Source organism: Rhizobium sp. BK399 (assembly GCF_014194695.1).
GTDB lineage: Bacteria > Pseudomonadota > Alphaproteobacteria > Rhizobiales > Rhizobiaceae > Rhizobium.
Genome location: NZ_JACIAH010000025.1, coordinates 35,940 through 48,565, shown reverse-complemented (window position 1 = coordinate 48,565; position 12,626 = coordinate 35,940). Strand labels below are relative to the sequence as shown.

Genomic DNA, 12,626 nt, shown 5'->3' with positions numbered 1-12,626 from the left:
GTTATTTCTCCTTGGTGTGCTTGTCTTTCGATGTGCGCTCGACCGTCGCTTGCTGCTTCCGCAGGTCAGCCTCTACGCGTTGGGATTGGAAGGCGGTCGTGCGACGGAGGTGAATTTCCTCGACGAGGAACAGCCGCTTGACGATGCGTTCCTCGAAGACCGGGACTATGGTGGTGTCGCCTTCCGTCCGGACTTCGGGAAGGTCGTCCACGAAACGATCGATCCGGACGCGCTCGACCTCTACGTCGTCTCGGCGAAGATCGAGTAGCAGGTCCTCGTGAACCTTGCATGTCCTCGTCCGAACCTCGACGCTACCGTCAATGATGAGCTCCTTGTCGACCGAGAGCTTCTCCTCGATGACCTGCAGGTTGCGTTTGTTTCCGTGCATCTGTTCACCTTCCGGGAGCCAAACGAAGACGATTCCGGATGGTTCCGTATTTGATCACCGAGGTTCAGGATGGTCTTTGATCGTACATTCGGTGCTGAATTATATGTTCAGACGATGGAGACTATTGAGCAGCACACGCCGGTCGGTACGGCAACGGCCACAACGTGTTCTTGGTCGCATGTGAACTCGGTCTCGGGGGATCATCGCCAAGCGGAAGCAACTTTTCGGAATGAGGTGGGAAAACGCAGGCAGAGGATCTCTGAAGCCCGAACGGCGGCGGCGAGAAGCTATGAGAAGCCGCCGCAGAGTATCTCGTTAGGCCGACGCAGCAGTCTCCTGAACGTGCCAAGCGACGGTAAGAGTTGCCTACGCAAAAGCCGAGGCGGCGTCCCCGCCGAAAAAGCATGCGAGCCGTAATGGCGGGTGTCGATCAGCGGCTGGTCGTCGTCGAAATTGCCGTTGCTGGCCGCGTTGTAAGAATTCAGGCTCCGTCCGCCGCCGCGCGTTCCGAGCGCCGTGGCGACCTCACCGAACTTTATGAAGCCCTTCCACTGCGCGCGATGCCCTGTTGCCATGACGCCTACTCCGAATCACTTCGTCGCGAATCAAAGACGTCTCAGGGTGATTCGGTCCGACACGAAACGAATCATTTTTCAATAACTTACGGAATCGCGTTCAGAGATTGATTCCGCATGAGACCCTGTCTCGACGATTGAGCAGGGGCTACGCCATCCGCTTCACACGGAGCCTCCAGCCATGAGGCGAGGTATGAACGGCCACGCCGTCGTCGTCTTCATCCATCTGGAGGGTGGCGACGATCCAGTCCGGCGGCGTGACCCCAGGCAGTTCCTCGGTACGCAGGACTTCGATCAATACATCGACGGCATCAAGACCACCGCGTGGTTCCCGCCCGTCGCGCTGCAGAGTCCAGAGGTGCTGCATGGTCATCCTGATTCCGTTCGTTTGGCCCTGCATAGCGGGTTCGGCCGTCGCTTCAAGCGCAGCACGAAGTGCTTCACCCTTTCCAAGGAACAACTGGAATCGTCCCAAGTTTCTTCCCTGGAAATCCGATAAAGGAGAAACTGTATGGCAAAGACACAGACACCAAGAGGCCGCGCGCAGGATCGTACGCGCGTCGCTGGCGGCCAGGATCATGAGGTGACATACGAAGCGAAGAAGGAAGGTGTTTCCAAGGATACCGTCAAGAAAGCGGTCAAAAGTGCTGGCAATTCCCGGAAGAAAGTTGAAGCCGAAATCGGGCGTCGCTGATCCTTTTCAGCAGTTCTCGGATCACTCTTTTCTATCGGAGCAGGCTGGCTTTCCGGGGGAGCTCATGACAAAGGCCAGGACCGACCACCGGATCATGTCACAGGCTGTCCGGGAATAGTATCGATATTATAAGGTCGAATGGGACGATCAGGCATCGTCGTTTCTCTGCGATGCAGCTATCGATCTTTACGACCACGGCTGCCGATCGGTTGAGGATATGGCGACGACGTTGATCGAGACCTACGTCGGGTTGGCTGATACTCGCGTCAACGCATCGTCTTCCGTCTCCGTGCACTGACGCGTCCGCCGGTATACAATCAGGAAACGCTGGAACTTCTGAACCCACGGGAAGTTTGAGGCCGGGAAGCACACGTACTCTCCTGCCCGAAGCCGTCTGGACCTCATTCGGATGGCACTCGAGCCCATGTCGCGTGTGCTTCCTCGCTGTCGACTTGACGGCATTCTCGCCCACTTGCCGTGGGCTGCAACGCGAGTAGAATCCGGAGGTCGGCCCACACTGCTTTCGGCGGGACCGCTTGAGAGATGTTTCGTGCTCTTGCCGTTGAACGGAGGGCACACAATTGTTCTTATCACTAACTTGCCTCGATGATCGCGATCTCGACGCCATCGTTGATGCGGTTCGTGGATGGTGTGCAGTTCATAGTATCGACATCGACGGCCCTCGCGGCCGTCGCGCAATGGTTATCGCGATCAATCATTGAGGCGACGGGGTCTGTGGACGACCTGTGGGGAATATTGGCCAACACTGTGGAAGCTGGCGGTGAAGACGAGGTTGGCCAGACAGTGCCGCGCGTTCTCGTAGTCGAGGACGAATTCCTGATCGCGCGGGAATTGGCCGCCGCCTTCGAGGATCGAGGGGCGATTGTCATTGGACCTTGTGCCACAACGGAGGACGCCACCCTGCAGTTGGGCGCGTGCTCGCCGACGTTGGCTGTGATCGATATCAATCTCGGTAAGGGAAAGTCTTTCGAGGTGCCCCGACTTTTAGTCGAACGCGGCATACCATTCGCTTTCGTGACGGGCTACGACCACTGCGTTATCCCCCACGAGTATTTCTCTATCCCCTTCTATCAAAGGCCGATGGACACCAACGCCTTTGCCGATGAGGTTTTAGAGCTGTCCTTCAGGTAGGCAAACAGATCAGCGTCGGCAGGTTGCAGCCCTCGATGGTCGCCCAATTCACGTTTGTTAGGGCAGCTTTGACCAAATAGGAACGGATAGCCTGTTCAGCGGTTTCAGCTTCTTTATCGAAAATCTTGAGCAATTAGCCGCGACGACAGAAGGTTTGGAGCAGTGCTTGCAAATAGATGTCGAGGCCGTCTCAAGGAATTCTACGGCGACGAAACAAGAACGCCAGATTCTGCCCTCAAGGAGGAGGACCTGCTAGCGGCGTTCGAAGAAGGTACCGCCGCCGCGAAAGGCAGGCTGGATAGAGGCTACCGCGGCTGCAGGCTAGCAGTGGCGAATACCGATAATCAGGCAAGCAATCTTTTTCAGGAGAGACGCTCGCGGCAGATGTCGCCGACAATCTTCTGCAAACCGGTGACGTGGTTCACCACCCAGGCGAGTTCGTCATCCGCAATAGAATAGTTCGCCGAATACCTTGCTTCGACGTAAGCTCGATCGATGCTGGTAAAACAACGCCGCGCAAACTTCGTGTCACGCGGCCAGGCGGCGATCAGGCGGTTGTCGGCCCGTTCGGCGTGCGACCGCAGGACTGACAGCCGATGTGATTTCGGACTGTAGAGCGTCAGAACTTGCAACACGCAGTGATACAGGCGTTCGATGGTTTGATGGAGGAGAAAAGCTGCCTCATTCCGAAAACCATCGACGATTGCCACGTCAGCAAGTTTTGCAAACCGTTGAGCGCTCGGATACCATTGATCGAAATAACCCTGTGCCTCGTCCCGCGCTTCCGCTGTAGAAAGCTGCCGGGGCGAGGCGAGAGGGTGACCGGGGGCCTCATACAGGGCAATGCCGTCGCGGGCTATATCGATAAAGAATGGTCGCCCTCTAGCAAGCTGATCGTTCACCTCATGAAGGGAATGAACGATGAAATTGACCGGAGTTTCAAGCTGCTTGGTAACGGTCAGTTCGCGAACGAGTCGCTCGGAGGCATTCTCCCAGTAATCGGAGGCTTCCGTCGCTCTGTGTGAATTGACGACAATCAGCAAATCGTAGTCGGAGCGATAGCCGCTTTTTCGGTCCTCGACCCAGCCACCGCGCGCGTATGAACCAAACAAAATAATCTTCAGGATGCGAGCGTTGTTTGCGTCGTCCTTCAACTTGGTTCTGCGCGCAGCCTCGAATTCCTCAAACAGGATGCGCGCGACCTCTGCAAGTTCGTCCTGCTTGCGCGGTGGCAGATGATCCAAACCTTGCATGTCTACCTTTCCATCAGCCCGATCCATACAGCTGGATGCGGCATTCCCAGGGAACCTTACACCATTGCTTAGGTCGCGGTGTACGGAAGTTTCACACAATCCACACGAGCAGTAGCTGGAGAACTCAAGCTATCCACATTATGGATGACTGATCTAAGGAGGCTCAGGTGATTCATGGCGAAATTGCAAATCCCAGTCATCGTCCTGCGCGGGACAGCATTCGAGCGCGGCCAACAGCATGTATCTCATTTGCGCAGTCTCATTATCGCTGACTACGATCGTTTGCGGCGCTCGGCTGAGACCACCGACTGGAACCGCGCATGCGCGAAAGCCGCAGCCTCCCTGGAAAAGGTCTCGGCGCTCGATTCTGATCTTCACTCGGAACTTGAAGGAATGGCCGCGGAGACGGGAATCTCTGCCATCGATATCTATCTGCTTTCCTGTTTCGAGTACTTTTCGGACAGGCGCACAGGATGCACGTCTGCGGCCATTTCCACACCATCTGGTGCGCTTGTTGCGCAGAATTGGGATGGACCTGAAGGCGCGGACCGGCATCTTGCCATTCTTGTGCACGAGGCTCCGGGCAAGCGCATGGTCACGATCGCAACCGCCGGGACTCTGGGTTGGGTCGGGCTGAACGACAGCGGGTTCGCATTTGTCAACAATGACCTCATGCTCGATGAGAAGCAGGACAGCCTGCCAAGCCTTGTTATTCGCCGACTGATGCTTGCGCGGCCAAGCGTCGAAGCCGCACTCGACGTTTTGATGTCTCAGCCCCACATGTCCGGCCGCTCTTTCATTCTTGGCGACGCCGCCGGTCGATTGCAACTCGCCGAGGTTGGCCCATCGATCGGTCTTTCTCACCGCATTGTTGATTCCATCGTGCATACGAACCATCCTCTCTTTCCCGATGCCTCGGTATGGGAAAATATCGAGGCTGAAGCGCGCCACTATCCGTCGAGCCGCGAAAGGCTAAGGGCAGCGCGCCGGTTCGCTTTGACGGATGCGGCAAGCCTGGCGGCGTTATTGCGCGATCGAACGGGAGCCCCGGATGCGATCTGCAAGTCGTTTTCACCACGCGAGCCGACCGCGACTGCGTTTTCAGTCATCTTCGACTGTGGTCAGCGCGAGGCAGCGATATGGCCTGGGCAGCCAGACGGATCCTCTCCCCAACGTGTTGGTTTGCTGGCCTAGCTGGCCACAGCAGAAGGCATCCCATTGATACGTGCGAAGTGCGCAAAGTGAGCGGCCAGTTCCGCTGCGCGCTCTTCACACTCTTCGGGGCTGTACGATTTGAGATCAAAGCCGAGGACTTCGTGAAGAACCTCCGATGAGGCATCCGTGAAACGAACGGTACCGTCATCATCAACACTTTCGATGCCATCGTAGTGCTGGCATCGGCAATTGATGTCGATTGCCTCGTCTAGTGTCAGCTTGCCGGGAAGATCGACAAGAAGGCCTGCCTTGGCTATGCGCACCGGATATCCACCAACAAGGCCCAGCGGCCCCGGCGCGTGGACGACATGTCCGGCCGGGTTTGCGAGGGCCAGCAGCATGGCTGTCGCCGACGAGGCGGTAACAGACTGGCCCGCCAGGCCCTTGACGCGACGAAACCGGCTGGCCACGGATTTGAACAGCGCGTCGTGGTCGATCTCTCCGGCTGGAACCTCCATCCCGTTGGCATAGATGCTCAGATGATAAGGCGCACCATCGGTCCCCCCGGTGCTTGGCATCCGGTAGCTCAAATAATGGTGGGCGAAGAAGCGCACGTCGACTTCTGCAGGTGGCAGGTTAAGCATGTGCGACGCGGCAAGTCTGATGCCAGGAACGGCATTGGCAATGTTGCCGATGCCGACCGACGGCGCCAGCCCTTCGCCGGCAAGCGAAGCGTTGACGACATCAGGATAGGATGCATTGACAACAACGGCCTTGCTGTCGACCAGGCGAACTGCCTTCATGAGCTTGCGGATCAGCACCTGGTGCATTGGCGTCCATATACCGCCGCGACCAGCATCAAGACGTGCGAAGGCTGCCGGCGGAAGCTTGGTTATTACCCACCAGCTGTGCAGTGTTGTGGCATTGAAGATGATGTCGGGCTTTAACCTTTCGATGAGATCAGCCGTCTGCTCCACCTCCATGAGGTCGACGGTCACCAGATCGACGGGTTGCGATTGACCAAGGTTGAGAGCCGTGTAGCGCGCAAGGTTGATCCGCTGCAACGCTTTTTCCTGGTTGCGTGCGCCAACCGTAAGCGCAAGCGGCGCGCCACTCTGCAACAGCAGATCCAGAACGTCGCCGCCAAGCACGCCCTGTCCGATAACGAGAATCTTCGTTTGACGATTGGGTGTCATCATATCCCTCCATTGCTCGTGATGCGGTTATTGCTCTCTCAAGACATCAATAGATTGCATTGTGCATTAGCTTGATCTAAACTGCAACCGAAAATTGGAACGCATAATGACACAGCTAATGCGAGCGCCGCATGTCGAACGCATCAAAGCCCCGACTTCTCGTCGATCTCCAGGCTATCGAACATAACTTCCGGGCAGTGAAGCGTCTGGTTGGCGAGAAGGTCGATGTGAGCGCGGTGGTCAAGAGCGACGCCTACGGGTTGGGGGTCGACCCCGTTGTCTCGTCCCTTGCAAGCGCCGGATGCAAGAGCTTTTTTGCAGCCGATGTGGACGAAGCAGTGCGGATCAGACGTCGGCTTCCGGATGCCGATATTTTCGTGCTCTCGGGATATCGCGCGCGACGCAAAGCACAATACCGGCACGATCGCCTTGTTCCGGTCTGCAATACGCTTGGTGAGGCCAGAGCGATCACATCTATGGGCTACTCATATGCGATGAATCTCGAAACGGGGTTCTCGAGGTTGGGGCTGAACCAGTCTGATGTCTGCCGCTTCATCCATCTCAATCAACGCTCCCCAGTCCTGGTGATGAGCCACCTTGCCTGCGCAGATGATCCACGACATCCGCTGAACGCTCTGCAGCGAGACCGGTTCATCGGGATTGCCGGCCTGCTTGGAAATGTACGGCGCAGTCTTGCAGCATCCTCCGGATTGTTGCTCGGCGCGGCCTATCGTTTTGATCAGGTGCGTATCGGTTCGGCCATTTTCGGGATCGGCAATGCCGACTTCAAGACCGATCCCTTCCTGCCCGTCATAAGGCTACGCGCCCGGATCGTTGATACGCGTTTGTTTCAGGCTGGAGCAACAGTCGGTTACATGGCGACGTTTCGCACGTCGCGTCCGACCTGGATCGCAGTCATTGCTGCAGGTTATGCGCATGGCTTCCCATGGTCGCTTGCCAACCGGATGTCGGTCGAGGTTGGCTCCTATCGCGCACCCGTGGTTGGCAGGGTGTCAATGGAATACGCTGCCATCGACGTGACGGATATTCCTGCCGCACTCAGGCGACCGGGTCTCTGGGTGGAACTCATAAGCACAAGTCAGCCGGTGGAAAAGTTAGCTGGCCCTGCAGCAACGATACCGCAGGAATTGCTTACAAGGCTCGGTCAGTCCAGCCAGCGCCGTTATCGCACAAATAGCGCGGGAGAGCAGACTTGAAACCTCGTCACCTTGCTTCGCTCTTCGTCTTGGTATCAGCCGCCATGTTCAGCACGGCGGGATTGTTCATGGGTCTTTTGAAGGCGCCGCTTTTAGCGGTTGTCTTCTGGCGCAGCGCCTTTGCCCTAATTTTTACCGTTTTGCTTCTCGTCCATCAACGTGATCTCCGCGCTTTGATTGGCTTTGACAGCCATGCGTTGCTGGCAAGCACAATGTCAGCATTGGCAACACTGTTTTTCATCGCTGCTCTGCGCCTCACATCGGTAGCCAATGTCGCGGTCATTCATGCGTCTCTTCCATTGTTGACAACCATGATTGCTGTTGTGGTCTCGAATGAAACCGCATCGAGCCGAACGACGGCGTTCGGCGTTCTTGCTGCCGCGGGTGCCATATTCATCTTCTCAGGTTCGGTGTCGTCAGGCTTGCGCATTTTGGGAGACGCACTGGCGCTGGCAATGACAAGCTGCATGGCAGTGATGACCATTGCCTTTAGGATGTCGAAGACGCCAACGGTTCTGGGGATGGTAGCGCTCTCCAACGCCATTTCGATGGTGGTGGCAGCATCCATTGGCGATCACCTTGCCGTGACAGGTCGCGAGGCCTGTCTTCTTGCGGCGTTTGCTTTGTTTCAGATGACGCTTGGCCTGGTCTTCTATGCCAAAGGCGCACGCCAGCTCCCGCCAGCAGAGACAGCGTTGCTTTCCCTGGCTGAAATGCCGCTTTCGATCATATCCGTCTGGCTTGCATATGGCATGCGTCCGTCCTGGCAAACTGCCTGCGGCGGAAGCCTTGTGCTTTGCGCGGTCGTTGCCCACCTCGCCACACCACGCAGTGCCATTCGGTGAAAGGGAAAGATGATGCGGAATTTTAACGGCGACCAGCCGACATTCCGGAACATTGCGGAGAGCTTTGAAGGTTTTATCATCGATCTCTTCGGTGTCCTCCATGACGGCGTCCGCTCATTTCCGCCGGCGCTTGACGTGCTTCGCCACCTTAGATCGATTAACAAAAGGATCTGCCTGCTGTCGAATTCACCGCGACGGACACAGCAGGTGGCAACTCGGCTTCAGTCGATGAAAATCGACGTGGGATATTACGACGCATTGATTACCTCGGGTGAGCTCGTATTCGAATCTTTATCGGAGCGGGAACCTTCCTTCATGCCAACCTTGGGGTCGAGGTTCTTCCACATTGGACCCGACGAGCTATCAGGGCTTCTGACCGGTCTGGCTTTCGCGAGAGTGGCAGATGTATCGGATGCGGACTTTGTTCTCGCTACGGGGACATCGGGGCAAACTGCGGGCTTTGCGGCATTGAAAGAGGCGGCAGCGCGCAACTTGCCGCTCATCTGCGCAAATCCGGATCTGAGCGTATTGATCGGCGACCGGGAGGTTGCCTGCGCTGGAGTGGTGGCGGCGGAGTATGAGTCTTTCGGAGGTAGAGTTTATCGGTTTGGGAAGCCGGCTTTGCCGACCTATCAAAAGGCGCTGGGAATGCTACAGCTGCCGCCCAATCGGGTGCTTGCGATCGGAGACAGCCTCGCAACGGATATAACTGGCGCCAATCAGGCAAATATCTCGTCCGCTCTGGTGCTGAGCGGAATTCACCATCACTATTTCAGGTCCCGACATGGCTTCGACAGGGCAGCCTTTGAACAGCTCTGCCAGAAGCACGGCTCCCGCCCGAGCCTCATTCTTTCATCTCTTGGCCTGAAGGAGGTGGCCCTCGATGCCGGCTTCGAGAACTTGGCCTAGCGCTGGATAACAGATCCAGTCCCGCCCTGGCCTTGCACGGCTTACTCCGCCAGCGGGTTGAGCTGCGCCTCGATCTTTCGCACCTCAGTCGTCAGCAACGCAACGAGCTCTGGCAGGCGGCCCTCGGTTAGTCGTGGGCTCGTCAGGTTGATGGCGAGCGAGGCGATCGCGTCTCTACCGGGCGGCAAGACAGGAACCGCGATAGACGATATGCCGGCGACCAGTTCGCCGTTATCGAGCGCATAGCCGTCGGTCCTTATCTTCTTAATCGCGTCCTTGATCTTGCGGGCTGTGAACGTACCATACTGTTTATAGAGCGCAGCATTCTGGTCGAGGATGACGTCTGCTTCGGCCTGTGGCAGAAAGGCCAGGATCGCCTGGCTCGCCGGCCCGATCCCCATCGGGATTTGTCCGCCTATATGGCCGGTGAGGCTGTCGATCACATATGTACCCTGCTGTCTGTCGACGCACACGGTGTTAAAGCCCGCGCGCGCCATGAGGAACACGGAATCGCCGGTCGTTGCAGCAAGACGCATCAGCGCCGGGCGGGCGAGCTGCCGCAGCCCGGTTCCGTCAGCTGCTGCAGCGCCCATGGCAAAGAGGGCCAGCCCCAACCTATATCTCTTGGTCTGACGTTCGCGATCAACCAATCCGTGCCGTTCGAGCGCGGTCACAATGCGATGGACAGTCGGCTGCTTGAGTTCCATAGCCTCGACGATCCTCGCCATCGAGGCGCCGCTCTGCCCAACTTCTCCCAGATATTTCAGGATTGCGACCGCTCGATCGAGTAATTGCGTGCCGGTTCCCGCGATCTCTTCCTTGGCCATGTCGTTTCCGCATTTTCTTTGGTGCGATTCCATATACATCGCGACGACAATGTAAACGGCATGGCCGCGCCTGAGGAGGATTTCTGAAGTTGGATTCAAAGAGACGACTCTTGCCGGAGTTGCGCGATGGGCCGTCTCCTTACACCAGAAGGCGCTCGCCGCTCCTTATGATGCTGGCTGATCGAAAGCCAGGCGAGCCTGGGCTCAAATCGGCGGCAGCTCGCTCGTTCGCTCGTCACTTGGGCGTGGGTCGACGCCGTTGCGGCTTGAATTCCACTAGCAGTGACTTCAACTCTACCTCGCGAACGCGTCGAGCTGCCTCGTCCGGACTTACCCAGACAATCGTTCGCTCGCCACGCTCCTTGAAGTTTCCGTGCGACTCTTTGATCTCGATTTGAAAGACATCGACGATACAAGGCACAACGTCGCCATCTCCCAGCAGCTTCAGGTAGGTGTATCTGCCGATCGGTTTCTTCCTGACTTTCCCACGCATACCAGCTTCTTCAAATGCCTCGATTGCAGCCGTCTTGTAAGGCTCCTTGCCTTCTATCGGCCAACCCTTGGGGATGATCCAGCGTCCACTGTCGCGGGATGTGACCATCAGAATCTCGATCGTTTGCCGATCGGCCTTGTATCGAAAGCATATGGCCGCGAATTGCTGCCTAAACTTTCCCGTGAAGAGCTTCTCCGGGACGGCTGCCAGCTGTTTCAAGAGCGATTTTGGTCTGGCCGTGCGCCCATTTTTGGATTGCTTTTTCCGCGTCATGTCCTTCGATGAATGGCAGAAAGCGTTGTTGGTCGCAAGGCCGCGCCGGCCCGACTTCCAAGTAAGTTCTTATGCAGACCGGATGACCCGAAAGATTTGCCAGCGCTTCCGTTTCGCTCCAAACTCCGATCGGCCGGGCAACCATGCCCGAGCAGAACGGAGCTGTGCAACAGTCAGGCTGTTGTGCAGCCTGTTCGAGCCGTTCGGTCGCAGATGTAGATTCGTTTGTCCGTTCCGCGTCAGTCGCCGACCACCGACGTCCGTAGCGCGTCCAGTTTGCTGCTCTCGCGCGGTCCAAGCGCGGCGAAAAGATCGGTCGCGTCATGAAAGCGGAGACGGTTCACAACATCGAAGATCTCTTGCGCGACGTCCGCGGTCAGAGCCCCCATGGAAGCGAGCCTTTCAAACTTTCGCTTCAGATCTGCATCCGATAGCGGATTTTTAGGTTCACCCTTGGGCAAACAAATCTCGACTGTCTTGTGGCGGCGGCCGTTGGCGATCATGGTGACACGTGCTGGCGTGGCGGCGGGAAAGACGCCGATATAGTCATCTGCGCTCGTCAATCGAATTCGCCCAGCAAGATTGGTCACGGACCGATCCTTGAGGTGATCGTCCTTGAGCGGCAGCAGTGCCTCGGGACCATGGATCAAGGCAAGAGCAACGCAAAAGGGGATGCTGTATTGCGCGGCCTCGCTCGATTGCGGTTCGCTCTGGTTGGGAAGTGTCAACGCCCGATCGAAGGTTTCGACGACGATGCTTTCAATCTCACTGTCGCAGACCTGCATCAGACTCTTGAGGATGAGCGCACCATCAATTGCGGCATGAGCCCACCGACAGCAGCTGTAGATCTTGAAATAGGCCTGCTCGATCGCCCAGTCGCGTCCAAAGTTTTCAATGAGCGCGGCACGATCGTAAGCAACAGGATCGTCGAGAAGATCCAATGGTCCTCTGTGGCCGCTAGCCGCCAGAGCAAGGGCCTGGAGACCATTTGCCGTAGCCCAGGGGATCCCTTCCTTGACGGTGTGGCCAAGCTGTGTCCAGCCGGTCGCGGCCTGAGATGTCGACGTCTGCCCGGCGATCGCCATCGCATGCGCAATGACTGGCGTGGAATGGCCGGCTAGCCACCCTGCAGCCGCTGCGACGCCAAGACCACACCATAGCCCGCTGTCGGTCGTGCGCAGGCTTGCGATGTCACGCGCGGCCGAGGCCCTGACGGCGACCTCGTAGCCGAGCACGATGGCAGTCAACAGCTGTGCCGGACTGGCATTTGTCGTTTGGCCGACCGCAAGGACGGCCGGGATAATTGCAGCCGCCGGATGTCCGGATGCCCCTCGATGACCATCATCGAGATCCAGGGCAGCAGCATAGGTCGCATTCACGAACGCCGCTCCCGCTGGCGGCAGTTTCGTCGCGGAAAACCAGACGGAAGAGCCTCCGCTGCCCCAGATGGTCGGGGCGGCAGCATGGGAGGCATTGCCGCCGGCAGTCGCGGAACCCGCTGCCGAAACACCCAAGGTGTCCAGGAGGGTTCTGCGGGCGGCGTCAAGAGCAGGTTCGGGCACATCCGTTGCCGCTCTGCAGGAATTTGCCAACGCCATCAGGGCGTAGGAATCCCCAAAAGCTCCAATACTCTTCAAGGTAGTACTCAA

General features: G+C 57.5%; 14 protein-coding genes and 1 pseudogene. 8 read left to right on the top strand and 7 right to left on the bottom strand.

Annotated elements, in window-relative coordinates; genetic code table 11:
- Position 1: 1 nt before the first annotated feature.
- Both FHT97_RS28720 and FHT97_RS28715 read right to left on the bottom strand, forming a co-directional pair.
- Entirely contained in the window at positions 2 to 388 is a 387-nt protein-coding gene (locus tag FHT97_RS28720) for a DUF2382 domain-containing protein (protein ID WP_183864945.1), read from the bottom strand.
- A gap of 287 nt (positions 389 to 675) precedes the next feature.
- Positions 676 to 963 (bottom strand): hypothetical protein, encoded by a 288-nt coding sequence (locus FHT97_RS28715; protein WP_183864963.1) that lies wholly within the window; start codon positions 961 to 963, stop codon positions 676 to 678.
- 193 nt (positions 964 to 1,156) lie between these two features.
- On the opposite strand from FHT97_RS28715, the gene FHT97_RS28710 reads away from it, so the two are divergent.
- The 4 genes and pseudogenes from FHT97_RS28710 (at position 1,157) to FHT97_RS28700 (ending at position 2,809) form a co-directional block, all read left to right on the top strand.
- The gene (locus FHT97_RS28710) at positions 1,157 to 1,462 is read left to right on the top strand and encodes a hypothetical protein (RefSeq protein ID WP_183864944.1); all 306 of its coding nucleotides are present in this window, start codon (positions 1,157 to 1,159) and stop codon (positions 1,460 to 1,462) included.
- Positions 1,463 to 1,474: 12 nt separating this feature from the next.
- Positions 1,475 to 1,657 (top strand): DUF3606 domain-containing protein, encoded by a 183-nt coding sequence (locus tag FHT97_RS28705; RefSeq protein ID WP_183864943.1) that lies wholly within the window; start codon positions 1,475 to 1,477, stop codon positions 1,655 to 1,657.
- A gap of 64 nt (positions 1,658 to 1,721) precedes the next feature.
- Positions 1,722 to 1,955 (top strand): annotated as a pseudogene (locus FHT97_RS31245) (hypothetical protein).
- A gap of 437 nt (positions 1,956 to 2,392) precedes the next feature.
- Positions 2,393 to 2,809, top strand: coding sequence for a hypothetical protein (locus FHT97_RS28700; protein WP_183864942.1), 417 nt, complete (start codon positions 2,393 to 2,395; stop codon positions 2,807 to 2,809).
- A gap of 362 nt (positions 2,810 to 3,171) precedes the next feature.
- On the opposite strand, the gene FHT97_RS28695 is transcribed toward FHT97_RS28700, so the two are convergent.
- Positions 3,172 to 4,062, bottom strand: a complete 891-nt coding sequence (locus tag FHT97_RS28695; protein WP_183864962.1) for a HEPN domain-containing protein — start codon at positions 4,060 to 4,062, stop codon at positions 3,172 to 3,174.
- 174 nt (positions 4,063 to 4,236) lie between these two features.
- Between FHT97_RS28695 and FHT97_RS28690 the strand changes: the two genes are divergently transcribed.
- Entirely contained in the window at positions 4,237 to 5,256 is a 1,020-nt protein-coding gene (locus FHT97_RS28690) for a C45 family peptidase (RefSeq protein ID WP_183864941.1), read from the top strand.
- Here FHT97_RS28690 and FHT97_RS28685 read toward each other — a convergent pair.
- A complete protein-coding gene (locus FHT97_RS28685; RefSeq protein ID WP_246712832.1) occupies positions 5,253 to 6,416 on the bottom strand; it encodes a hypothetical protein in 1,164 nt (387 codons plus the stop codon). The two genes, FHT97_RS28690 and FHT97_RS28685, sit on opposite strands and share 4 nt — an antisense overlap.
- 128 nt (positions 6,417 to 6,544) lie before the next feature.
- Here FHT97_RS28685 and alr point away from each other — a divergent pair, with 128 nt between their 5' ends.
- From alr to FHT97_RS28670, 3 genes are read left to right on the top strand one after another with little or no spacing between them, the layout of a single operon-like run.
- Positions 6,545 to 7,630 (top strand): alanine racemase, encoded by a 1,086-nt coding sequence (gene alr / locus FHT97_RS28680; protein WP_183864940.1) that lies wholly within the window; start codon positions 6,545 to 6,547, stop codon positions 7,628 to 7,630.
- The gene (locus FHT97_RS28675) at positions 7,627 to 8,475 is read left to right on the top strand and encodes a DMT family transporter (protein ID WP_183864939.1); all 849 of its coding nucleotides are present in this window, start codon (positions 7,627 to 7,629) and stop codon (positions 8,473 to 8,475) included. The genes alr and FHT97_RS28675 overlap by 4 nt, the downstream gene beginning before the upstream one ends.
- 9 nt (positions 8,476 to 8,484) lie before the next feature.
- Positions 8,485 to 9,384 carry a TIGR01459 family HAD-type hydrolase gene (locus FHT97_RS28670; protein WP_183864938.1) on the top strand — a complete coding sequence of 300 codons (900 nt, stop codon included), beginning with the start codon at positions 8,485 to 8,487 and terminating at the stop codon, positions 9,382 to 9,384.
- A 41-nt stretch (positions 9,385 to 9,425) separates the two neighbouring features.
- Here the strand turns inward: FHT97_RS28670 and FHT97_RS28665 are convergent, their stop codons facing one another.
- The 3 genes from FHT97_RS28665 to FHT97_RS28655 all read right to left on the bottom strand — a co-directional run bounded on the left by FHT97_RS28665 (position 9,426) and on the right by FHT97_RS28655 (position 12,626).
- Positions 9,426 to 10,211: an IclR family transcriptional regulator gene (locus FHT97_RS28665; protein WP_183864937.1), complete on the bottom strand. Its 786-nt coding sequence runs from the start codon at positions 10,209 to 10,211 to the stop codon at positions 9,426 to 9,428.
- A 235-nt stretch (positions 10,212 to 10,446) separates the two neighbouring features.
- The gene (locus tag FHT97_RS28660; protein WP_183864936.1) at positions 10,447 to 10,977 is read right to left on the bottom strand and encodes an NUDIX hydrolase; all 531 of its coding nucleotides are present in this window, start codon (positions 10,975 to 10,977) and stop codon (positions 10,447 to 10,449) included.
- 239 nt (positions 10,978 to 11,216) lie between these two features.
- A complete protein-coding gene (locus FHT97_RS28655) occupies positions 11,217 to 12,626 on the bottom strand; it encodes an MmgE/PrpD family protein (RefSeq protein WP_246712831.1) in 1,410 nt (469 codons plus the stop codon).

Excerpts from the sequence above, each read along its gene's own strand:
- FHT97_RS28720 (WP_183864945.1), bottom strand. The coding sequence starts at position 388 with ATGCACGGAAACAAACGCAACCTGCAGGTCATCGAGGAGAAGCTCTCG.
- FHT97_RS28715 (WP_183864963.1), bottom strand. The coding sequence starts at position 963 with ATGGCAACAGGGCATCGCGCGCAGTGGAAGGGCTTCATAAAGTTCGGT.
- FHT97_RS28710 (WP_183864944.1), top strand. The coding sequence starts at position 1,157 with ATGAACGGCCACGCCGTCGTCGTCTTCATCCATCTGGAGGGTGGCGAC.
- FHT97_RS28705 (WP_183864943.1), top strand. The coding sequence starts at position 1,475 with ATGGCAAAGACACAGACACCAAGAGGCCGCGCGCAGGATCGTACGCGC.
- FHT97_RS28695 (WP_183864962.1), bottom strand. The coding sequence starts at position 4,062 with ATGCAAGGTTTGGATCATCTGCCACCGCGCAAGCAGGACGAACTTGCA.
- FHT97_RS28690 (WP_183864941.1), top strand. The coding sequence starts at position 4,237 with ATGGCGAAATTGCAAATCCCAGTCATCGTCCTGCGCGGGACAGCATTC.
- FHT97_RS28685 (WP_246712832.1), bottom strand. The coding sequence starts at position 6,416 with ATGATGACACCCAATCGTCAAACGAAGATTCTCGTTATCGGACAGGGC.
- alr (WP_183864940.1), top strand. The coding sequence starts at position 6,545 with ATGTCGAACGCATCAAAGCCCCGACTTCTCGTCGATCTCCAGGCTATC.
- FHT97_RS28670 (WP_183864938.1), top strand. The coding sequence starts at position 8,485 with ATGATGCGGAATTTTAACGGCGACCAGCCGACATTCCGGAACATTGCG.
- FHT97_RS28665 (WP_183864937.1), bottom strand. The coding sequence starts at position 10,211 with ATGGCCAAGGAAGAGATCGCGGGAACCGGCACGCAATTACTCGATCGA.
- FHT97_RS28660 (WP_183864936.1), bottom strand. The coding sequence starts at position 10,977 with ATGACGCGGAAAAAGCAATCCAAAAATGGGCGCACGGCCAGACCAAAA.